The organism is Salipiger thiooxidans, from assembly GCF_900102075.1.
Taxonomy (GTDB): Bacteria; Pseudomonadota; Alphaproteobacteria; order Rhodobacterales; family Rhodobacteraceae; genus Salipiger; species Salipiger thiooxidans.
Genome location: NZ_FNAV01000022.1, coordinates 1 through 20,004 on the forward strand (window position 1 = coordinate 1; position 20,004 = coordinate 20,004).

At 69.4% G+C, this 20,004-nt stretch carries 20 protein-coding genes; 2 read left to right on the forward strand and 18 right to left on the reverse strand.

What is annotated here, in order from left to right; all coding sequences use genetic code 11:
- From BLQ77_RS24045 to leuS, 17 genes are all read right to left on the reverse strand, one after another.
- On the reverse strand, positions 1-416 hold a 416-nt coding region (locus BLQ77_RS24045), incomplete at its 3' end, for a tetrahydrofolate dehydrogenase/cyclohydrolase catalytic domain-containing protein (RefSeq protein WP_278184726.1).
- A gap of 11 nt (positions 417-427) precedes the next feature.
- Positions 428-724, reverse strand: a complete 297-nt coding sequence (locus tag BLQ77_RS24050) for a chorismate mutase (RefSeq protein WP_089963410.1) — start codon at positions 722-724, stop codon at positions 428-430.
- Positions 725-853: 129 nt separating this feature from the next.
- Positions 854-2,530: a formate--tetrahydrofolate ligase gene (locus BLQ77_RS24055; protein ID WP_089963412.1), complete on the reverse strand. Its 1,677-nt coding sequence runs from the start codon at positions 2,528-2,530 to the stop codon at positions 854-856.
- A gap of 144 nt (positions 2,531-2,674) precedes the next feature.
- Entirely contained in the window at positions 2,675-3,271 is a 597-nt protein-coding gene (locus BLQ77_RS24060; RefSeq protein WP_008886904.1) for an MOSC domain-containing protein, read from the reverse strand.
- Positions 3,272-3,368: 97 nt separating this feature from the next.
- Complete coding sequence (locus BLQ77_RS24065; RefSeq protein WP_375360215.1) at positions 3,369-4,082, reverse strand: methyltransferase domain-containing protein; 714 nt, start codon at positions 4,080-4,082, stop codon at positions 3,369-3,371.
- A 59-nt stretch (positions 4,083-4,141) separates the two neighbouring features.
- The gene (gene ftsH, locus BLQ77_RS24070; protein WP_008887229.1) at positions 4,142-6,058 is read right to left on the reverse strand and encodes an ATP-dependent zinc metalloprotease FtsH; all 1,917 of its coding nucleotides are present in this window, start codon (positions 6,056-6,058) and stop codon (positions 4,142-4,144) included.
- A 74-nt stretch (positions 6,059-6,132) separates the two neighbouring features.
- Positions 6,133-7,434 (reverse strand): tRNA lysidine(34) synthetase TilS, encoded by a 1,302-nt coding sequence (tilS, locus tag BLQ77_RS24075; protein ID WP_446000280.1) that lies wholly within the window; start codon positions 7,432-7,434, stop codon positions 6,133-6,135.
- Between the two features lie 32 nt (positions 7,435-7,466).
- Complete coding sequence (ybgF, locus tag BLQ77_RS24080) at positions 7,467-8,312, reverse strand: tol-pal system protein YbgF (RefSeq protein WP_089963417.1); 846 nt, start codon at positions 8,310-8,312, stop codon at positions 7,467-7,469.
- 5 nt (positions 8,313-8,317) lie between these two features.
- Positions 8,318-8,842 carry a peptidoglycan-associated lipoprotein Pal gene (gene pal / locus BLQ77_RS24085; protein ID WP_008886487.1) on the reverse strand — a complete coding sequence of 175 codons (525 nt, stop codon included), beginning with the start codon at positions 8,840-8,842 and terminating at the stop codon, positions 8,318-8,320.
- Positions 8,843-8,968: 126 nt separating this feature from the next.
- A complete protein-coding gene (gene tolB / locus BLQ77_RS24090; RefSeq protein WP_207545885.1) occupies positions 8,969-10,291 on the reverse strand; it encodes a Tol-Pal system beta propeller repeat protein TolB in 1,323 nt (440 codons plus the stop codon).
- 125 nt (positions 10,292-10,416) lie between these two features.
- Complete coding sequence (gene tolA, locus BLQ77_RS24095; RefSeq protein ID WP_242661844.1) at positions 10,417-11,640, reverse strand: cell envelope integrity protein TolA; 1,224 nt, start codon at positions 11,638-11,640, stop codon at positions 10,417-10,419.
- 10 nt (positions 11,641-11,650) lie between these two features.
- Positions 11,651-12,130, reverse strand: a complete 480-nt coding sequence (gene tolR / locus BLQ77_RS24100; RefSeq protein ID WP_008887093.1) for a protein TolR — start codon at positions 12,128-12,130, stop codon at positions 11,651-11,653.
- 3 nt (positions 12,131-12,133) lie between these two features.
- The gene (gene tolQ, locus BLQ77_RS24105; protein ID WP_008886934.1) at positions 12,134-12,829 is read right to left on the reverse strand and encodes a protein TolQ; all 696 of its coding nucleotides are present in this window, start codon (positions 12,827-12,829) and stop codon (positions 12,134-12,136) included.
- Positions 12,830-13,000: 171 nt separating this feature from the next.
- Positions 13,001-13,390: a tol-pal system-associated acyl-CoA thioesterase gene (gene ybgC / locus BLQ77_RS24110; protein WP_089963421.1), complete on the reverse strand. Its 390-nt coding sequence runs from the start codon at positions 13,388-13,390 to the stop codon at positions 13,001-13,003.
- 73 nt (positions 13,391-13,463) lie between these two features.
- Positions 13,464-14,492: a DNA polymerase III subunit delta gene (gene holA, locus BLQ77_RS24115; protein ID WP_089963423.1), complete on the reverse strand. Its 1,029-nt coding sequence runs from the start codon at positions 14,490-14,492 to the stop codon at positions 13,464-13,466.
- Between the two features lie 10 nt (positions 14,493-14,502).
- The gene (gene lptE, locus BLQ77_RS24120; RefSeq protein ID WP_242661845.1) at positions 14,503-14,958 is read right to left on the reverse strand and encodes an LPS assembly lipoprotein LptE; all 456 of its coding nucleotides are present in this window, start codon (positions 14,956-14,958) and stop codon (positions 14,503-14,505) included.
- A gap of 16 nt (positions 14,959-14,974) precedes the next feature.
- Positions 14,975-17,545 carry a leucine--tRNA ligase gene (gene leuS, locus BLQ77_RS24125; RefSeq protein ID WP_089963426.1) on the reverse strand — a complete coding sequence of 857 codons (2,571 nt, stop codon included), beginning with the start codon at positions 17,543-17,545 and terminating at the stop codon, positions 14,975-14,977.
- A gap of 192 nt (positions 17,546-17,737) precedes the next feature.
- Here leuS and BLQ77_RS24130 point away from each other — a divergent pair, with 192 nt between their 5' ends.
- Both BLQ77_RS24130 and BLQ77_RS24135 read left to right on the forward strand, forming a co-directional pair.
- Positions 17,738-18,997: a glycosyltransferase family 4 protein gene (locus tag BLQ77_RS24130; RefSeq protein ID WP_089963430.1), complete on the forward strand. Its 1,260-nt coding sequence runs from the start codon at positions 17,738-17,740 to the stop codon at positions 18,995-18,997.
- Positions 18,998-19,122: 125 nt separating this feature from the next.
- Positions 19,123-19,644: a cell wall hydrolase gene (locus BLQ77_RS24135; protein ID WP_089963432.1), complete on the forward strand. Its 522-nt coding sequence runs from the start codon at positions 19,123-19,125 to the stop codon at positions 19,642-19,644.
- 25 nt (positions 19,645-19,669) lie between these two features.
- On the opposite strand, the gene BLQ77_RS24140 is transcribed toward BLQ77_RS24135, so the two are convergent.
- Positions 19,670-19,972, reverse strand: a complete 303-nt coding sequence (locus tag BLQ77_RS24140; protein WP_089963434.1) for an HNH endonuclease — start codon at positions 19,970-19,972, stop codon at positions 19,670-19,672.
- Positions 19,973-20,004 lie beyond the last annotated feature (32 nt).

Here is a 20,004-nt window from a genome sequence, read left to right on the forward strand (position 1 = left end):
ACCATGCTCTTCTGGCCGGTGCCCAGGAGGCCCACGTTCGAGATGTGGAACCCGTCCACGTCCTTGGCGGGCGAGATCGCGTTGATCACCGCGTCCGAGTTCATGTGGTCCGGCAGCGGCAGCTGCACGAGGATGCCATGCACCGCCGGATCGGCGTTCAGCCGCTCCACCAGCGCCAGAAGGTCGGCCTCGGAGGTCTCGGCGGGCAGCTTGTGCTCGAAGCTCTGCATCCCGGCCTCGAGGGTCTGCCTGCCCTTGTTGCGGACGTAGACCTGGCTCGCCGGGTCCTCGCCCACGAGCACCACCGCCAGACCCGGCGTGATGCCGTGGTCCGCCTTCAGCCGCGCCACATGCGCTGCGACCTTCTCCCTCACCTGCTCCGCAAAAGCCTTGCCGTCGATGATCCGTGCCGTCACGTCGGTCTCCCTCACTCGCGCCCGAGCGCGGTCTGTTCGCGCCGGATCGACCATTCCACCAGTTCGCGCCAGAGGGCCTCGGCCAGAGCCGGGTCGTAGCCATCGGTCTCGGCGTTCGCGCGGGCGTTGCCGATCACCTCGTCGACGCGGTCTTCGATGCGGGCCGGCCAGCCGTTGCCCTCCTTGAGCGCCGCGGCGCGCGAGATCAGCCGCGCGCGGTGCCCGAGGAGCGCGCTCAGCGCGCGGTCGGTCACGTCGACTTCGGCCCTCAGTTCGCTCATGTCGCCAAGGTCTTCGGGGTTCCGCATCGGGCCTGCTCCTTGTCTGCCGTCGCGTCCCTAATGCCGTTGCGGAACGGAATGATCAACGCCCGGACGCGGCGCTTTGAGGTCCGACTGCGGCGTTTCGCGTTCCGATGAGCGCCCGCCGGGCGCCGATCAGAACAGTCCCTCGACCTCGCCCGCGTCGTTGAGACGGATCTTCTCAGCCGCGGGGCGGCGCGGCAGTCCGGGCATGGTCATGATCTCGCCGCAGATCGCCACGACGAAGCCCGCCCCGGCCGAGAGCCGCACCTCGCGCACAGGCACGACGTGACCCTCGGGGGCTCCGCGCAGGCCGGGATCGGTCGAGAAGGAATACTGGGTCTTGGCCATGCACACCGGCAGGTGGCCGTAGCCCTGCGCCTCCCATTGGGCGAGCTGCTCGTGGATGCGCTGGTCGGCGGTCACCTCGTGGGCGTGGTAGATGCGCTCGGCCACGCATTCGATCTTCTGCCAGAGCGGCATCTGATCGGGATAGAGCGGCGCGAACTGGGCGCGGTCGGCGTCGGCGATCTCGGCCACCCGGGTCGCCAGTCCCTCGATGCCGGCACCGCCCTCGGCCCAGTGCTTGCAGAGATGCGCCTCGGCCCCCTGCCCGGCCACGTAGGCGCGCACCGCGTCGATCTCGGCCTCGGTGTCTCCGGTGAAGTGATTGATCGCCACCACCACGGGCACCCCGAAGCTCTTGAGGTTCTGGATGTGCCGCCCGAGGTTCGAGCAGCCCTCGCGCACCGCGCTGACGTTCTCGTCGCCGAGCTCGTCGCGCTCGAGCCCGCCGTTCATCTTGAGCGCCCGCACCGTCGCCACCAGCACCACGCAATCGGGGTGCAGCCCGGCCTTGCGGCACTTGATGTCGAAGAACTTCTCGGCGCCCAGATCGGCACCGAAGCCCGCCTCGGTCACCACGTAATCGGCGAGCCGCAGCGCGGTCTTGGTGGCGATCACCGAGTTGCAGCCATGGGCGATGTTGGCGAACGGGCCGCCGTGCACGAAGGCGGGCGTGTGTTCGAGCGTCTGCACGAGGTTCGGCTGCATCGCGTCGCGCAGCAACACGGTCATGGCGCCGTCGGCGTCGATGTCGCGGGCGAAGACCGGGGTGCGGTCGTGGCGATAGGCCACGATCATGTCGCCGAGACGGCGCTGCAGGTCCTGCAGATCCTCGGCGAGACAGAGGATCGCCATGACCTCGGATGCCACGGTGATGTCGAAACCGCTCTCTCGCGGGAAGCCGTTGGCCACGCCCCCGAGCGAGGTCACCACCTGGCGCAGCGCCCGGTCGTTCATGTCGACGACGCGGCGCCAGACGACGCGGCGCACGTCGATCTGATGCTCGTTGCCCCAGTAGATGTGGTTGTCCAGCATCGCCGCCAGCAGGTTATGGGCGCTGGTGATGGCGTGGAAGTCGCCGGTGAAATGGAGGTTCATTTCCTCCATCGGCACGATCTGCGCATAGCCGCCACCGGCGGCGCCGCCCTTCATGCCGAAATTCGGCCCGAGCGAGGCCTCGCGGATGCAGATCGCCGCCTTGCGCCCGATGCGCTGCAGCCCGTCGCCGAGACCCACGGTGGTGGTGGTCTTGCCCTCGCCCGCGGGGGTCGGGTTGATCGCGGTGACGAGGATCAGCCGGCCGCTCTTGCGCCCCTCGAGCCCGGCGATGAACGCCTGCGAGACCTTGGCCTTGTCGTGCCCGTAGGGCAGCAGCTGCTCGGCCGGGATGCCGAGTTTCGCGCCGATCTCGGTGATCGGGCGTTTCTGCGCTTCGCGTGCGATCTCGATATCCGGCTTGACGGCCACGGCTGCGTTCTCCTGTGTCTGACGATCACGCGGACATTGCCCGAACCGCTCGCGAGAGGACAGACCGCAATCCGTATCGGGTCGTCGCGTTGCGGCGTTTCGGCCACCGACCGGGCCAGGCGGCGGGCCGTTGCCCGCCCGGGATCAGCCGCGCACCGCCTCGATATGGGCCCAGAACGGCTGGTCGGGGATGTGCAGCGTGAGCACGTCGCCGAGGGCCAGCCTACCCGGGCGCTCGACCCAGGCGGTAACGCCGCGCAGCCCTGCGGCGGCGGGCTTGAAGCGCTTGCCGAAACCCTCGCGCTCGGTCTCGATCTCGCGCCCCGGCAGCACGCAGGGGCGGTTTTCCATGTCCACCGCAAGCGTCAGCCCGTCCGGCCCCTGCAGCCGCGAGGACGGCGGGATGTGCGAGAAATCCGGCAGCCCCTCGAGCACCACCGACGTCCCGAGCCATTCGTGCTCGAGGGACCCGAGCCCCATGCGCTCGGCGATGCGGGCGATCTCCTCTACCGACATCATCGCAAGCTGGCGGACGTTGCGGATCTCGGTGCCGCGGGGATGCTGCGACAGGAGACGGCTGCAGGAGGGGCGGGTCAGGCCGGAATGGCGCTCGCCCACCGCGCCTTCGAACCCGAGCTCGAGATGGTCCACCGCGACCGAGCGCAGCCCCTCGTCGGTCTCGGGGACGCGCCCGAGCCAGCGTACGGTGGCCGTGAAGTCGGTGGGTTTCAAAGCAGGCATGGTTCGGCAACTCCTTGGAATCCGGTCGACCTTGCCCAAGCCGGTGGTGGCGTCCAACCCGGCCGGGGCAAATTCACGATTATTTCGCGGTGGGCTGTTAGCGCGTGAGGGTGAAGAACAACCTGCGGAACGGGAAGAGAACGCGCCCGTCCGGGAACGGCGGGTAGGCGCTGCCGATGACGCTCTCGTAGGCGGCGATCAGCCGGGTGCGGCCGGCCAAGTCGAGCGGCTCGAGCACCGGGCGCGCAAAGGTCGATTCGGTGAAGCGGCGCACCGGGTGGCCGGTCTCCTCGGCGGGCAGGTCCTGGTAGTACTCCGTTTCCCACAACGACAGCTTCCCGAGCGGCGCCAGAAGGCGATGGTACTGCACCGGCAGCAGGATCGAGGGCACCGCGTCCGGGTCGGTGCTGTCGGGGAACAGCTCCTCGGCCAGCGTCAGCCACAGCCGGTGCGAGGGCGCGTTGTTCTGGTGCGGCACCTGCACGGCGAGCGTGCCGCCCGGTGCCAGCATCGAGACCAGCCTGGGCAGAAGCGTCTCGTGCCCGTCGAGCCAGTGCAGCGCGGCGTTCGAGAAGATCAGCGCGGGCGGCGTCTCGGGCTCCCACGTGGCGAGATCGGCCTCGACCAGCTCGTCGTAGCAGCCGACGGCGCGCGCCTCGTTCAGCATCGCGGGGCTCAGGTCGACGCCGGTGAGCGTCCGTCCCAGCTGCTTCAGCGCCGGGCCCACCGCGCCGCTGCCGCAACCGAGATCGACCACCGGCCCCTCGGGCAGCGGTCCGAGGCTGTGCAGCAGGTCGATGGCGGGGCGCAAACGAAGGCCCCGGAATCTGTGATAGAGTCCGGGGCCCCAATCTGACTTTGCGTCAGTGTTCATGCAGACGGCTCAGGCTCCAGCCCACCCTCGCCCGCCGGCTTGGTCTTGGGCTTGGTCTTGGGGATGGCGGTGACGCTGGGCGTGTCGTCGCCCGAATCCGTCTCGGCGCTGTCGCCCGCGTGTGGCGGCTCGCCCTTCATCACGCGCTTGATCTCCTCGCCGGTAAGGGTCTCGTACTCCAGCAGACCCTGCGCGAGGCGCTCCCAGTCTTCCTTGCGCTCGGTCAGGATCTGGTAGGCGCGCTCGTAGGCGTCCTGGATGAAGGTCTTCACCTCGTCCTCGATCATCTCCTTGGTGTGCGCCGACACCGAGAGACCGGCGGTGTTGCCCTGGTAGCCCTCGTGCGCCTCGGAGTAGTCGATGTTGCCGACCTTGTCCGACATGCCCCAGCGCAGGACCATGGCCCGTGCCAGTGCCGAGGCCTGCTGGATGTCGCCAGCGGGGCCGTTCGAGACGTTGGGCTCGCCGTACTTGATGATCTCGGCGGCCTTGCCCGCCATGGTCATCGCGAGCTTTTCCTCGCACTCGGATTTGTGCCAGTTCAGGCGGTCGATCTCGGGCAGCGAGACCACCATCCCGAGGGCACCGCCGCGCGGGATGATCGTCGCCTTGTAGACCGGATCGCACTGCGGAAGGGCAAGACCCACGACGGCATGGCCGGCTTCGTGGTAGGCGGTCTTTTCCTTCTGCTCCGCGGTCAGGACCATGGAACGGCGCTCGGCGCCCATCATGACCTTGTCCTTGGCGTTCTCGAAGTCTTCCATCGTCACGAAGCGGCGACCGACGCGGGCCGCCATGAGCGCCGCCTCGTTCACCAGGTTCGCGAGATCCGCACCCGAGAAGCCCGGGGTGCCGCGCGCGATGATGCGCAGGTCGACGTCGGGGCCGAGCGGGGTCTTGCGGGCGTGCACGCCAAGGATCTTCTCGCGGCCCTTGATATCGGGGTTGCCGACCATGACCTGGCGGTCGAAGCGGCCCGGACGCAGCAGCGCGGGGTCGAGCACGTCGCGGCGGTTGGTGGCCGCGATGATGATGACGCCCTCGTTGGCCTCGAAGCCGTCCATCTCGACCAGCAGCTGGTTCAGGGTCTGCTCGCGTTCGTCGTTGCCACCGCCGTAGCCCGAGCCACGGTTACGGCCGACGGCGTCGATCTCGTCGATGAAGACGATGCAGGGCGCGTTCTTCTTGGCCTGCTCGAACATGTCGCGCACGCGGCTCGCACCGACGCCGACGAACATCTCGACGAAGTCGGAGCCCGAGATGGTGAAGAACGGCACGCCCGCCTCGCCCGCGATGGCGCGTGCGAGCAGCGTCTTACCGGTGCCCGGAGGGCCCACCAGCAGCGCCCCCTTGGGGATCTTGCCGCCGAGGCGCGAGAACTTCTGCGGGTTGCGCAGGAATTCGACGATCTCTTCCAGCTCTTCCTTGGCCTCGTCGATGCCCGCCACGTCGTCGAAGGTGACGCGGCCGTGCTTTTCGGTGAGGAGCTTGGCCTTGGACTTGCCGAAGCCCATGGCGCCGCCTTTGCCGCCCCCCTGCATCCGGTTCATGAAGTAGATCCAGACGCCGATCAGCAGCAGGAACGGCAGGAGCGAGAGCAGGAAGGCCTGGAAGCCTGATTGTTCCTGCTGTTCCGCCCGGACCGTCACGCCGTTGTCGATCAGGAGGTCCGTGACCTGGGCGTCCTGGGGTTTGACCGTCACGTAGTCGGTGCCATCGGTGCTGCGGTACCGGATCTGCTCGCCGTCGATGGTCACCGAACTGACGTTGTCCGCCTCGACCGCGGACACGAAGTCCGAATAGCTGATCTCACGGCTCTGCAGCGTGCTGCCGCCGCCCGAGAACAGGTTGAACAGCGCCAGGATCAGTAGGAACAGGACCACCCAGAAGGCGATATTGCGTGCGTTGCCCAAGGAAAGCCTCCAAACATGCCTTGCGCGCCCGAGCCGAGCGCGATGTACCTAACATAAGGATCGGGGCGACACGTTCAATGCGAAAGAAGAAAAGCCGGGTAGCTCTGGCCTTCGATCCCGCCCGGACAAAGCCGCGTCGTCCCGCCCGGACCGATCCCAAGCGCATCGCAGGCGACAAGCCTGTCCCCATCCCAGATCGCCGGCAAAGCCCGTGCAACGGCATGAGGCGGCCCGCCTGCCCGGCGTTCCGCCGACTGCCGCCAGCCGTCCTCGCCAAGGGCGCGAATCTCGAGCCCTGACGGTGTCGGGTGGCTGACGCGCCACCTGCCGTCCCAGAGCCCGCCCTCCGTCACGGCCCGTCGCAGCCCGGCGACGGCGGCATATTCGCGGAAGATCCGGATCTCGGCGCGGTCGCAGCGCAGCTCGGCCCCGTGCAGGGTACCGCCCGCCCCGGCATCCAGCCGGTCGAGCAGCGCCTCGAGTTGCGCGGCGCGCGGGCGGTACTCCGCCGACGAGACGTATTGCAGCGCCGCCGCGAGAAGCCGCATGCGGGTGTCCGCCTCCAGCGCCGCGAAGGCGTCGCGCTCGAGGATGAGGTCGCCCGCGACGCCCTCGCGCCCGCAGCCGTGCCACGCGGCAACGGCGCGGGCCCGAAGCGCCTCGCGGGCGCGGGACATGCGCCCCGCCGTGGCGGCGAGGGTCTCGGTCCCGAGCCCCTGCGGCGCCAGCTCGGCAAGCAGCTTACGGACGCGGGCGCGGTCGTAGTGCGGATCCTCGTTGCTGGGGTCGTCAACCCAGCGCCCCTTCAGGACGCGCAGGTAGTGCCGCAGCTCCTCGCGCCCCATGTCGAGGCAGGGGCGGACGACCCGGAAGCCCTCGGTCGCGATGCCAGGCGGGCGGTCGCCGCAGCACTCATCCTCGGTCAGCGGTGCGGGCGGGGCCACGTCGCGGATCTCGCGCACGGGGGCCATGGCGGAAAGCCCGTCGACACCGGAGCCCCGCGCAAGGCGCATGAGGAACGTCTCGGCCACGTCGTCGCGGGTGTGGGCGAAAAGCACCGCCGGCAGGCCGCCGCGCCAGCGCCCGATCAGCGAGAGCCGCCCGCGCCGCGCCGCGTCCATGAGGTTGCCCTGCCCGTCCCAGTGCCAGCGCAGCGTGGCATGGGGCCAGCCGAGCTCGGCGCAGGTGTCGCGCACCAGTGCGGCCTCGGCCGCCGCCTCGGGACGCAGCCCGTGGTCGACCGTCACCACCCAGAGCCGCACGCCCCAGCGGTGGGTCCAGTTGTGGGCGAGGGTGAGCATCGCCATGCTGTCGCCGCCGCCCGAGACGGCGAGACCGATGTCCGAGGGAAAATCCGGACCCAGCGCCGCGCCCATGGCATCGGCGAAGCGCTGGTCCAGGGACGGCGTCACTGGCAGCCGAGGCGGCCCATTTCGGCCTGTGCGTCGGTCACCGACGCCGACCCGGGGTAGCGGGCCGAGACCTCCGATAGGGTGACGCAGGCTTCGCTGACGCTGCCCAGTGCGCCCAGCGACGCCCCGAGCCGCCACAGCGCCTCGGGCGCGGCGTCGCTCTCGGGGTAGTTCGCGTAGGTGTCGAGAAAGCGCCGCGCGGCCTCGCGGGTGTTGCCCACGTCGGCCAGCGCCTTGCCTTCACCCAGCAGGGCCGCCGGTTCTAGGGGGCTCCCCGGAAAGGTCTGGCGGAAGGACGCAAACTGGTCCGCGGCGGATTGAAAGTCACCCGAGGCGAGCGCCTCCTGGGCTCGCCGGAAGTCCGTCTCTTCGCCCACGGCAAGTTGCGCGCCGCCCGCCTGCTGGTTGCCCTGCCCCCCCTGCACCGGACCGGGAAGCGGCGCCGGCGCCGTCACCGAAGAGGTGGTGCTCTCGCCGCCGAGAAGCGGGCTGTCGCCAAGGCTGCCGATGTCGCAACCCGGCTCGATCTCGCAGAGCCGGAACTCGAGATCGCCGACCCGGTTGCTGCCGTCCTGGACCACGGTGTCGATCCGGTGCTGAAGCTCCTCGGTGCGGGCGGTGACGCGCTGCAGCTCGGCCTCGATGGTATTGACCCGGTCGAGCATGCCGCCACTAACCTGAACCCCGGTCGCCCCGGTGGTGTTCATCTCCTGCTTGAGACGCAGCAGCTCGCCCTTCAGGACCGTGAGGTCCTGCCGGATGTCGGCGAGCGTTTCCGAATCCTGGGCCTGCACGGCGGTCGCCGCGAGGCCCAGGCAGAGTGCGATTGCGACAAGGCGCATGCAGATCAGCTCCCGAGACCCATCGAGATCACGGTGACCGCGCGACGGTTCTTGGAATAGCAGGCTTCCTCGGCGCAGACCTCGACCGGGCGCTCCTTGCCGTAGCTGATGAAGCGCAGGCGGTTGGAGGCGATGCCCTTGGACACGAGGTATTCCATCGTGGCGTTGGCGCGGCGGGCGCCGAGCGCGATGTTGTACTCGCGGGTGCCCTGCTCGTCGGCGTGACCTTCGATCACGGCGAGGTAGTCGCTGTTGGTCATCAGCCACTGTGCCTGCGCATCGAGCGTCGCCTGCGCCTGCGGCGACAGGGTCGACTGATCGACGGCGAAGAACACGCGGTCACCGATGGTCTGGTTGAAGTAGGCCGGCGAGGCCGGGTCGCTGGCGCTGCCCGGAACGATGCCGCCATTGGCACCGGCCCCCGCGCCGTAGCCGCCAGCGGCGTCCGCGTCGGAGAAACGGTTGCCGTTGGTGCAGGCCGCCATGCCCAGCACGGCGGCGATCATCAGGGCCTTGGAGAAATATGTCATGAGACTGTCCTGCTCGTATCTTGCCCGCACGCTAGCACAGCCTGCGGGACATGGAAAAGTCGCGAAGACCCCGGCAAGGGGGTGTGGCGGCAAAAATCCCGTGATCGGGACTCCTGCCGCCCGGCATCACTGCAGCGGGCCCCAGCTCGGGTCCGAGGCGCCGTCGGGCGTGCGCACGCGGGTCAGCTTCCGGCCCGCCACGTCGACGGTATAGAGCGACGAGGTGCCCTGCGCGCCGAGCGTCTCGCGCGAGAACATGAGGACGCGGCCGTTGGGCGCCCAGGTCGGGCCCTCGTCCAGCGGCGAGGCGGTCAGGAGGCGTTCCTCGCTGCCGTCGGTGCGCATCACGCCGATGTGGAAGCGGCCCTGATGCTGCTTGGTGAAGGCGATCATGTCGCCCCGCGGCGACCACACCGGGGTGCCGTAGCGGCCCTGCCCGAAGCTGATCCGCGTCGCCTCGCCGCCGCCGGCGGGCATCACGTAAAGCTGCTGGGTGCCCGAGCGGTCGCTCTCGAAGACGATGCGGCTGCCGTCCGGCGAGAAGCTGGGCGCGGTCTCGATCGCCGGGGTGGCGGTAAGCTGGGTGCTCGCGCCGCTGGCGACGTCCATCATGTAGATGTCGGTGTTCGAGCCCTGCGTCACCGAGTAGACGACGCGGCTGCCGTCGGGTGAGAAGCGCGGCGCGAAGCTCATGACGCCGGCGGCCGAGCGCAGGATGCGGCTCTGCACGGCGCCCACGTTGAGCACGTGGATCTGCGGCTCGCCGGTCTCGTAGCTGGTGTAGAGCACGCGGTCGCCGTTGGGCGAGAAGCGCGGCGCCAGCACGATCGAGCGCGAGTCGGTCAGGTACTGCACGTTGGCGCCGTCGTAATCCATGATGGCGAGCCGCTTGGCGCGCTGCTCCTTGGGACCGCTCTCCGAGACGAAGACCACGCGGCTGTCGAAGTAGCCGGTCTCGCCGGTGAGACGCGAATAGACCTGGTCGGCAACCTTGTGGGCCAGCCGGCGCCAGCCGTCGGCGGTGGCGGCGAACTGCATGCCGTCGCCAAGCTCGGTGCCGGCGAAGACGTCCCAGACGCGGAACTTCACGCTGATCCGCCCCCCCTCCTCGGACACGGCGCCGGTGAGCAGCACCAGCGCGTTGATCGCCTTCCAGTCGGCGAACTGCACCGGGCTTTCGAACGAGGTGATGCGGCTGATGTGGGCGTCGCGCGGGATCTCGCGGAAAAGGCCCGTGCCGGTGAGGTCATCGGCCACCACGCGCGCGATCTGCTGGGCGTATTGCTGCGCCCCCGGCGTCTCGGCGACGAAGTCGGGCACCGCGTAGGCCATCGGCTCGATGGTGCCCTCGGTGATCTCGATCCGCAGCGGTCCGTCCTGAGCCCGTGCCGCCGCGGGCAGCACCAGCGCGGCGGCCAGTGCCATGCACAAAGCCATCAGAAATCTCATGCCAAACGTCTCCTTGCCCGTCCTGCCAGCGTCATTCGCGCGTTTTGCAGGATGATAGCGCCCTGATAGCCCTCCGACAGGGATTCTGCGAATTCCGCGTGCGCGGTTCCTTGCCGTCGCAACGCTCATCGCAGCCTCATGTCGTCGGGATTGAAAGTCATCTCGATGCGCTTCCACTGCTGGTACTTGTCCTGCGGAAGCTCGTAGCCGGCGCCCTGGCAGCGCAGGATCGCACGCCGCGCCGCCTGGAAGGCGGTGTCGGCGGCCGACGAACTGCCGCCCGAGCTGCCAACCAGCTTGAGGCTCGAGGACACCACCTGCCCGTTCGGCTCCATGTCCATGGACACCGTCACGGTCACGTTTGCGGCCTCGCTGCCCACGTCGACGATCCAGCACCGCTGCACCGCAAGGCGCAGCGCGTCCTGTTCGCCGCGGGTGAGCGGCGGCCCCGAGGGCGCGTCCGAGCTCGACGATCCGCCCCCGCCTCCGGCAGCAAGCGCCTCGGCGATGGCATCGGCGACCGCGTCATCGGCGGGCTCGGGCTCGGCGGCGGGGGTCGAGGCGGTCGACTCGCTGGCCGGCTGTTCAGGTTCCGGACGCGCCGGGGTCTCCGGCTCGGGTTCGGAGCGCGAGGCGATGTCGCTCGGGCGGGTGCGTGGACGCACCGACTGCGACGGCGCCGAGGCGGCCGGGGTCTCGGCCTCGGTCACGATCTCGGTCGCGGTCTCCTCGGGGGCGGTGGCCTCCTGCTCTTCCTCGACCACGTCCGGGCTCTCGGACTCGGGATCGGCGGCCTGCTGCGCCTCCTCGGCGACGGTCACGTCCTCTTCGGGCGGTGCCACCGGTTCCGGGGCGACGCGCGGCGCGGGGCGCGGGATCGGGCGCGGCGCGGACTCGGGCGCGAACACCTCCGGCACGGTCTCGGCAGCCGGGGGCAGCGGTTCCGGCACCGGTTCGGGCTCGGGCTCGGGCTGCGGCGGCTGGGGCACGGGCTCCGGTTCCGGAGCGGGCTCGGGAGCCGGTTCGGGTTCGGGCTGCGTCTCGGCGACCGGAGGCTCCGGTGCCGGGGTCGGCTCGGGCGTGGGCTGCGGCTCGGGACGCGGCTGCGGGCGCGCCTCGGGGGTGGGCTCGGGCTCGGGCGGCTCGGCCAGGCTCGGCGGGGCGTCGACCTCCTGCTGGGCCTCGGGCGCCTGCGCCGCACGGGTCATCGCGGCGAATTCGTCTTCCGAGAACACCGACACCGCCGACACCTCGAATTCCGGGGGATCCGGCCGGAACACGTTTCCGACCAGCAACCACAGGATGACCAGAGCGTGCACTCCGGCCGATATGAGGAAACTCCTGCGCAATCAGGCCCCCTCAGCCGCCGTCCGCGCCGTCCAACGCGGGACCGCCGCTGTCGGTGACGAGTCCGATCGAGGAAAAGCCGCCGCGGTTCAGCGCGCCCATGACCTGCGCCACCACCTGGTAGGGCACGGCCCCGTCGGCGCGGAGGAAGATCCGGTCGTCGGCACGCTCCACCGCGATGGCGCGCAGCCGGTTGACCAGCTCGTCCATCGGCACCTCGGTGGTCTGGATGGTGATCACGCCGTCGGCGGTGATGGTCACCGCGAGCGGCTCTTCGGCCTCGGACGGCAGCGCACTGGCGGCGGTCTTGGGAAGCTCGACGGGCACGCCGACCGTGAGCAGCGGCGCGGCCACCATGAAGATGATGAGCAGCACCAGCATCACGTCGACCATCGGGGTGACGTTGATCTCGGCCATGGGCTGCCCGCCCCGGCCGCCGCGGCGCCGCCTGCGGCCGCCGCCGCCCCCGGATTTCATCACGCCCCCGGCCATGGATCAGGAATCCAGCTGGCGCGAGAGGATGGTCGAGAATTCGTCGGCGAAGGCCTCGTAGCCGGCGATCACGCGGTTCGCGTCGGCGGAGAGCTTGTTGTAGAAGATCACCGCCGGGATGGCCGCGACGAGGCCGAGCGCGGTGGCGAAGAGCGCCTCGGCGATGCCGGGCGCCACCACCACCAGCGAGGTGTCCTGCTGGTTCGCGATCTCGATGAAGGCGTGCATGATGCCCCAGACCGTGCCGAAGAGACCGACGAAGGGCGCGGCCGAGGCCACCGTCGCCAGCACCGGCAGACCGCGCTGGAGCTCTTCGCTTTCCTTCTGGATCGCCACGTCCATGGACCGGTCGATGCGGGCGTGCGCCCCGGCGATCAACCCGCCGTCATCGCGGTGCGAGCGGCGCCACTCGGTCATGCCGGCGGCGAAGACCCGCTGCGCCCGGCCCTTTGGGTCGGCGCCGATCTGGTCGTAGAGCTCGTCGAGCGGCTCGCCCGACCAGAACGCCCGGTCGAAGCGGGCGGCCTCGCGGCGGGCATGACGGTAGCTGACGATCTTCTCGAAGATGATCGCCCAGCCCCAGACCGAGGACAGCACGAGCATCAGCATCACCAGCTTCACCGTGAGCGTGGCGCGCGCGAAAAGGCCCCACATGGAGAAGTCGATCTCCTGCGCGACCGCGAGGGTTTGTGGATCCATAAGCCTGCTTTTCCTCTCGGGCCTCTGTTCTCGAGGCTCTCGTTACCGTTGATTCTAGCGTATTTGCAGGGGAAACTCCAACACATTGGCGTCATCGGCGAGAACTGCGGTGCTGCAGCGCGGCGCACCGGCGTCTTTCCGCCGGGCCGCCCTCCGGGACAGGGTGGCGGCTCAGTGCACCTTGCGGCGCAGCGCCTGAGGCAGGCGCACCGGCTGGCCGTCGAGGGTCATCGAGACCAGCGTCACCTCGGCCGAGAACAGCAGCTCGCCGTCGCGCAGCACCTCCTGGTGCAGCACCAGCCGCACGCCGCTCACCGCGCCCACGCGGGTCATCACCGTGAGCCGGTCGTCGAAACGGGCCGAGGCGCGGAAGTCGGCCTCGATGCGGCGGATGACGAAGACGATGCCCTCGCTCTCGCGCAGGGCGCTCTGGTCGATGCCCATGCCGAGAACCCAGTCCGACCGGGCGCGCTCGATATATTTCAGGTAGTTGGCGTGGTAGACGATCCCCGCCATGTCGGTGTCCTCGTAATAGACCCGGACCGGAAACTCGTGCTGCATGTGGTGCCCCCTTGCCTGTGTCGCGGCGACCCTAGGCGGGGCGCCGGGGTGGTGCAAGCAGGCCGGGCGCGGCCTAGCGGCGGTTCTTCAGCCAGGCAAGCCGCACGAACCCGCGTTCGACCAGCGCCATGGCGGGCGCCCGCTGCCCGGCCGAGCGCAGCGACAGGTCGGTGTCCATCAGCATCGCCAGCGCCGCCTCGAGGCGGTCGGGCTGCCAGCCCTGCGCCTGCCGCAGCATCCGGTCGCGGCGCGGCCCGAAGAGCGGCGGACGCAGCCGCTGCACCCCTGCCTGCGGCCCGCCGGGGGCCGAGGCCAGCGCGTAGAGCACGCGGAAATGGCGCATTGCCATGATCAGCAGCGTGACCGGCGTGACCCCCTGCCCGGCGAGCCGCTGCACCAGCGGCCCGATCTCGGCGCTGCGGCCCTCGGCCACCACGTGAAGGATGTCGTCGAGCTCGGCCTCGATCGAGGCGGGCGCGCAGGCGGCGACCTCCTCGGGCGCGAGCGGCGTGGGATCGTCGAGCTTGTAGAGCGCGACCTTCTCGAGCACCTGCCGGAAGTCGCCCGGGTCCAGCGCCCGGCCCAGCCCCTCGAGCGCCTCGAAGGCGGCGCGGTCGACCCGCTCGAGCCCCGCGGCGCGCAGCGCGGCCTCGATCTCATCGCGGCCGGGCGGGTCCGAGTAGATGCCGATGGCCAGCGCGTTGTGGTGGCTCTCGAAGAGCTTGCGGAGCTTCGACTTGGCGGCAAGCTGGCCCGCGGTCACGATGACCTGCGCATCGCCGTCGCGCCAGTCGCCCAGCGCCGTGCCGATCACCTCCGAGAGCCCGTCGCCCGCATCCTCGACGAAGGCGACGCGGGGACCGGGGAAGAAGCCCTGCGCCTTGATCGCGTCCAGCAGCATCGCCGGGTCGCGCCGCAGCTCCGGGGCCTGGATCCGCGTCAGGCGCATCTCGGCCTCGCCCTCGGGACCGACCAGCGCGGCGATGACCTCCTGCCGGCGGTGCGCGACGCGCATCGCGTCCTCGCCGTAGAGCAGGACGCCCGCGCGCGACGCATCCGGTTTGCGGAAGAAGGCCTGTGCGTCGCGACCGGTGAGCTTCATCGCGCGCGCTTCATTCCGACAGCGTGTCCGCTTCGAGCAGCAGCCGGTCGACGACCTGATCCGCGAGGATAACCATGAGCCGCCGGTACGCATCGCGTTCGGAGGTCTGGGTGGCCACGGTCGAGCCGGTGGCGGAATAGGCGGTGAAGGAGCTGGTGCGGCCCGAGACCAGAACCTCGTCCACGCCCACCGGGCTCAGCGTGTAAGTCGCCCAGCCGGTCAGGCGGTAGCGCGTGGTCTGGCCGTCGGCGAGCGAGCCCAGCCCCTTGGAGGTCACCGCGGTGCTGACCTTGAGCTGGTACGGGCCGATGCCGCGCCCGAGCCGTTCCTCGAAGCGCTGGTTGAAGTCATAGCTGTCGCGGTCGGTGGGCTCGTCGAGCGCCACCGCGTTCAGCAGCTTTGTGCCGCCGCCCTGCGGCCCGTAGACGGGCGTGAAGCCGCAGCCCGTGAGGGCTGCGAGCGACAACAGCAGGGTTCTGCGATCAGGCAACCACATTGACGATCCGGCCCGGGACGACGATCAGCTTCTTCGGCGCGGCCCCCTGGAGGGTCCGTTCGACAGCCTCGTGCGTGAGAACGAGTTTTTCAATCTCTTCCTTCGGCATGTCCTTGGGCACGGTCAGTTCACCGCGGCGCTTGCCGTTGACCTGGATCGGCAGGGTCACGGTGTCCTCGACCAGCATCGCCTCATCGGCCCTGGGCCACGCGGCGTCGGCGATCAGCCCCTCGCCGCCGAGCAGCTGCCAGATCTCTTCCGAGAGGTGCGGCGTCATCGGCGACATCAGCTGCGCCAGCGCCCTGGCGGCCTGGGTCTTGGCCTCGGTGCCCGCGCGCGACTTGGTCAGCGCGTTGGTGAAGGCGTAGAGCCGTGCGATGGCCGCGTTGAAGCCGAAGCTCTCGACGCCCATGGTCACGTCGTGGATGGCCTTGTGCATCTCGCGCAGCAGCGCCTCGTCCTCGCCGGTGGGCGGCACGTCGGAGCCGGCGATCTCGGCGCAGGCGCGGAACACGCGGGCGAGGTGCTTGTTGGCGGCCTCGGCACCGGCGGCGGTCCACTCGACGTCACGCTCGGGCGGGCTGTCGGAGAGCACGAACCAGCGCGCGGTATCGGCGCCGTACTGGCCGATGATCGCCACCGGATCGACGACGTTGTTCTTGGACTTCGACATCTTGGCCGAGGGGATGATCTCGACCTCGCGCCCATCCTCGAGGAAGCCCTTGCCGTCGCGCAGCTCGACCTCTTCGGGGTAGTGATAGACCGAACGGCCCTCGTCCGAGCGGGTCTGGTAGATCGCGTGGGTCACCATGCCCTGCGTGAAGAGCGCGTTGAACGGCTCCTTGCTCTTCTCCGGCAGATGGCCGGTGATGTACATCGCCCGTGCGAAGAAGCGCGAGTAGAGCAGGTGCAGGATCGCGTGCTCGATGCCGCCGATGTACTGGTCGACGTTCATCCAGTACTCGGCCTCGGCCATGTCGACGGGCGTCTCGGCGCGCGGCGAGGTGAAGCGGGCGAAATACCAGCTCGAGTCCACGAAGGTGTCCATCGTGTCGGTCTCGCGCTTCGCCGGCGCGCCGCAGGTCGGGCAGGCGCAGTCGCGCCACGTCGGGTGACGGTCGAGCGGGTTGCCGGGGATCGAGAAGTCGATCGGCTTGCCACCCTCGTCATAGGGCAGCGCGATCGGCAGGTTTTCCTTCTTCTCCGGCACCACGCCACAGCTCTCGCAGTGGACCACCGGGATCGGGCAGCCCCAGTAGCGCTGGCGCGAGAGGCCCCAGTCGCGCAGGCGGAACTTGGTCACGCCGGTGCCGACGCCATTGGCCTCGCAGAAGGCCACGGCGGCTTCGACCGCCTCTTCGCCGGTCTGCACCTCTTCGCCCGCGACGAGGCGGGTGTAGCGGACCTTCTCGGACTTCAGCGGCACGAAGGGCTCGGCCGCGATGTCGATGCCGCCCTCGAGCGGTTCGAAGGTCTCGACGATGGGCAGGCCGTACTTGGTGGCGAACTCGTGGTCGCGCGCATCATGCCCCGGGCAGCCGAAGATGGCGCCGGTGCCGTAATCCATCAGGATGAAGTTGGCGATGTAGACCGGCAGCTCGACCGAGGTGTCGAACGGGTGGCGCACGGTAAGCCCGGTGTCGAAGCCCAGCTTCTCGGCGGTCTCGATGGCCTCTTCCGTGGTGCCGCCCTTGCGGCACTCGGCCACGAACGCGGCGACCTCGGGGCTGTGGCGCTCGAGGTGCTTGGCCAGCGGGTGGTCCGGCGAGATGCCGACGAAGCTCGCGCCCATGAGCGTGTCCGGGCGGGTGGTGTAGACCTCGATGCGGTCGAAGCCCTCGGGGGCGTCCACGGTCGAGAAGGCGAACTGCAGACCGCGCGAGCGGCCGATCCAGTTGGCCTGCATCAGCTTCACCTTGGCCGGCCAGTCATCGAGCCCGTCGAGCGCGTCCAGAAGCTCGCCCGAGAAATCGGAGATCTTGAAGAACCACTGGGTGAGTTCCTTGCGCTCGACCAGCGCGCCCGAGCGCCAGCCGCGACCGTTCTCGACCTGCTCGTTGGCGAGCACGGTCATGTCGACCGGGTCCCAGTTCACCACAGCGTTCTTGCGGTAGACCAGCCCGGCCTGGAGCATGTCGAGGAACAGCGCCTGCTGCTGGCCGTAGTACTCCGGATCGCAGGTCGCGAACATGCGCGACCAGTCGAGCCCGAAGCCCAGCGGCTTCATCTGCTCGACCATCGTGTCGATGTTGGAATAGGTCCAGTCCTTGGGGTGACCGCCCGAGGCCATGGCGGCGTTCTCGGCGGGCATGCCGAAGGCGTCGAAGCCCATCGGGTGCAGCACGTTGAAGCCGTTCTGCTTCTTGTAGCGCGCGATCACGTCGCCCATCGTGTAGTTGCGCACGTGGCCGATGTGGATGCGGCCCGAGGGATAGGGGAACATCTCGAGCACGTAGTACTTCGGCTTGCCGGCGGCGCGGGCAGCCTTGAAGGTCAGGGCCTTTTCCCAGGCCTGCTGCCATTTCGGCTCGATCGTGGCGGGGTCGTAACGCGACATCTGTCATCCCTCGGAACGGACGGGTTTCCGGGCCGGGTGATACGGCCAAGACCCGCGGGCGTCCAGTGCAAGGCGACATTTCGGCCACCGGAGCGGCGATTTGCGGCCCGGCGCGCGGCCTCGGCCATTGGCGGATGGCCGGGCGCGTGCCACAACTGCGGGATGTCGTTCCCTCACTGACCCGATTTTGCCATGAAGATCCTTGTCATCCACCAGAATTTCCCCGGCCAGTACAAGCACCTCGTCCCGGCGCTTGCGGCAAGGGGGCACCAGGTCGTGGCGCTGACACCCAAGGTGCAGAAGCCGGTGAAATGGCACACGGTCACCATCCTGCCCTACGAGATCAAGGGCCAGAGCACCCCGGGCATCCAGCCGTGGATCGCCGACTTCGAGACCAAGCTCCTGCGCGGCGCCAGCTGCTACCGCGCGGCGCTGGACCTCAAGCACAAGGGCTTCGAACCGGACATGATTCTCGCCCACCACGGCTGGGGCGAGAGCATGTTCCTCAAGGACGTGTGGCCGAAGGCGCGCATGGGGCTCTACTGCGAGCTCTACCACGTCACCTCCGAGACCTTCGTGGCCTTCGATCCCGAGTTCCAGAAGCCCTCGCCCGAACTCGACCCGCTGCGCATCCGCATGAAGAACCTCAACAACCGGCTGCACGAAGAGATCATGGACGCGGGCATCTCGCCCACCCGGTTCCAGGCCAACACCTTTCCGCCCGAGTGGCGCGACCGGATCACCGTCGCCCATGACGGCATCGACACCGACGTGGTGCGTCCCAACCCCGACGCGACGCTCGAGGTCACCGACGGCCGCATCCTGACCCGCGACGACGAGGTCATCACCTTCATCAACCGCAATCTCGAGCCCTACCGCGGCTACCACATCTTCATGCGCGCCCTGCCCGAGATCCTGAAGCGGCGGCCCAACGCCCACGTGACCATCATCGGCGGCGACGAGGTGAGCTACGGCGCCCGCGCACCCGACGGCAAGACGTGGAAGCAGATCTTTATCGACGAGGTCTCGGACCGGGTCGCGCCCGAGGACTGGAAGCGGGTCCACTACCTCGGCCGGGTGCCCTACGAGCGCTTCCTCGCGATGATGCAGGTGAGCCGGGCACACGTCTACCTCACCTACCCCTTCGTGCTGAGCTGGTCCCTGCTCGAGGCGATGAGCGCGGAATGCGCGATCCTCGCCAGCGACACCGAGCCGGTGCGCGAGGCGCTGACCGAGGGCGAGACCGGCTGGATGGTGGATTTCTTCGACAAGGAGCGGCTGGTCGACCGGCTCTGCGCCCTGCTCGACGACCCCGAGGAACGCGCCCGGCTCGGGCGCAACGCCCGCGCCCATGTGCGCGAACACTACGACCTGCGGACCCGCTGCCTGCCGCAACACGTCGAATGGGTCGAATCCCTGATGGCGCTCGAGCCGCGTCCGCCACGGGACTGACCGCCGGGCGCCCGATCTCGGCCCGCGCGCCGGGCGGTGCACGGTTGTGTGTTGAGCTGACGCAGGGGAATGCGATATCCTTGCGGCCAACGGGCAGAACAACACGACCCACCGGGCAGCAGAGTATGACGAAACGCAGCACCTTCCTCGCCGCCGCGACACTGGTTCCGGCACTGGCGCTTCTGGCCGCCTGCGGAGGCGGCGACCGACGACACGGCCACGTCGCCCACGACGAGCTCGATTGCATGACGCGGGCGATGTTCTTCGAGTCGCACCGCTCGAGCCGCGACGGCCTGATCGCCGTCGGCAGCGTGGTGATGAACCGGGTCGAGTCGAGCGATTTTCCCAACACCGTCTGCGGCGTGGTCGGCCAGCGCAACCAGTTCGCGCCGGGCGTCATGACCCGCGAAATGAACTCAAGGGCCATGCCCGAGGTCACCGAGGCCGCCGTCGCGGTGCTGCTCGGCGAGCGTCATCCGCGGATCCAGAACGCCCAGTTCTTCCACGCCGCGAGCTACCACGCCAATTACAACAACATCCATTACGTGCTGACCGCCGGCGGCAATGCCTTCTACGAAAAGCGCCGCCCCGAGCACGTGACCCGCTCGCGCCCGCTGCGCGCCGTCGAGGGGCTCACCGGCGGCTGAGCAGCGCGCCCGGCAGAGCCCGGGCTCAGCGCCCCCGCCGCTTGCGCCGCCCGCCGCTGCTGCGCGCGTGAAAGCTCGGCGGGCGCTTCGCCACCCATGTCAGGAACCGCGCCATCCGCGGATGCGCCCGCAGCGCCTCGATGGTGTGGAACTCGCGCGCCAGCTCGGCCTCGGTGAAGGTCGCGTGGATCTCGCTGTGGCAGATCTGGTGCAGCCGCACGACCGGCCCGCCCTTGCCTCCCTTCAGCTTGGGCACAAGATGATGCAGGCTCTGCCGCGCCTCGGCGGGGATCGGTCGCAGGCAGAGCGGGCAGACTGGATCGGTCACGGGCGGGCCTTGTGCGAGGGCGGCTTGTTGGG

Bases quoted from the DNA above. Each gene is read 5' to 3' on its own strand.
- tilS (WP_446000280.1), bottom strand. From the start codon at position 7,434: ATGGGCGCGGCGCTGGGTCCGGATTTTCCCTCGGACATCGGTCTCGCC.
- BLQ77_RS24050 (WP_089963410.1), bottom strand. From the start codon at position 724: ATGCGGAACCCCGAAGACCTTGGCGACATGAGCGAACTGAGGGCCGAA.
- holA (WP_089963423.1), bottom strand. From the start codon at position 14,492: ATGAAGCTCACCGGTCGCGACGCACAGGCCTTCTTCCGCAAACCGGAT.
- BLQ77_RS24060 (WP_008886904.1), bottom strand. From the start codon at position 3,271: ATGCCTGCTTTGAAACCCACCGACTTCACGGCCACCGTACGCTGGCTC.
- ybgC (WP_089963421.1), bottom strand. From the start codon at position 13,390: ATGCAGCACGAGTTTCCGGTCCGGGTCTATTACGAGGACACCGACATG.
- BLQ77_RS24130 (WP_089963430.1), top strand. From the start codon at position 17,738: ATGAAGATCCTTGTCATCCACCAGAATTTCCCCGGCCAGTACAAGCAC.
- ybgF (WP_089963417.1), bottom strand. From the start codon at position 8,312: ATGCGCCTTGTCGCAATCGCACTCTGCCTGGGCCTCGCGGCGACCGCC.
- pal (WP_008886487.1), bottom strand. From the start codon at position 8,842: ATGACATATTTCTCCAAGGCCCTGATGATCGCCGCCGTGCTGGGCATG.
- tolQ (WP_008886934.1), bottom strand. From the start codon at position 12,829: ATGGATCCACAAACCCTCGCGGTCGCGCAGGAGATCGACTTCTCCATG.
- leuS (WP_089963426.1), bottom strand. From the start codon at position 17,545: ATGTCGCGTTACGACCCCGCCACGATCGAGCCGAAATGGCAGCAGGCC.
- BLQ77_RS24135 (WP_089963432.1), top strand. From the start codon at position 19,123: ATGACGAAACGCAGCACCTTCCTCGCCGCCGCGACACTGGTTCCGGCA.
- tolB (WP_207545885.1), bottom strand. From the start codon at position 10,291: ATGAGATTTCTGATGGCTTTGTGCATGGCACTGGCCGCCGCGCTGGTG.
- tolR (WP_008887093.1), bottom strand. From the start codon at position 12,130: ATGGCCGGGGGCGTGATGAAATCCGGGGGCGGCGGCGGCCGCAGGCGG.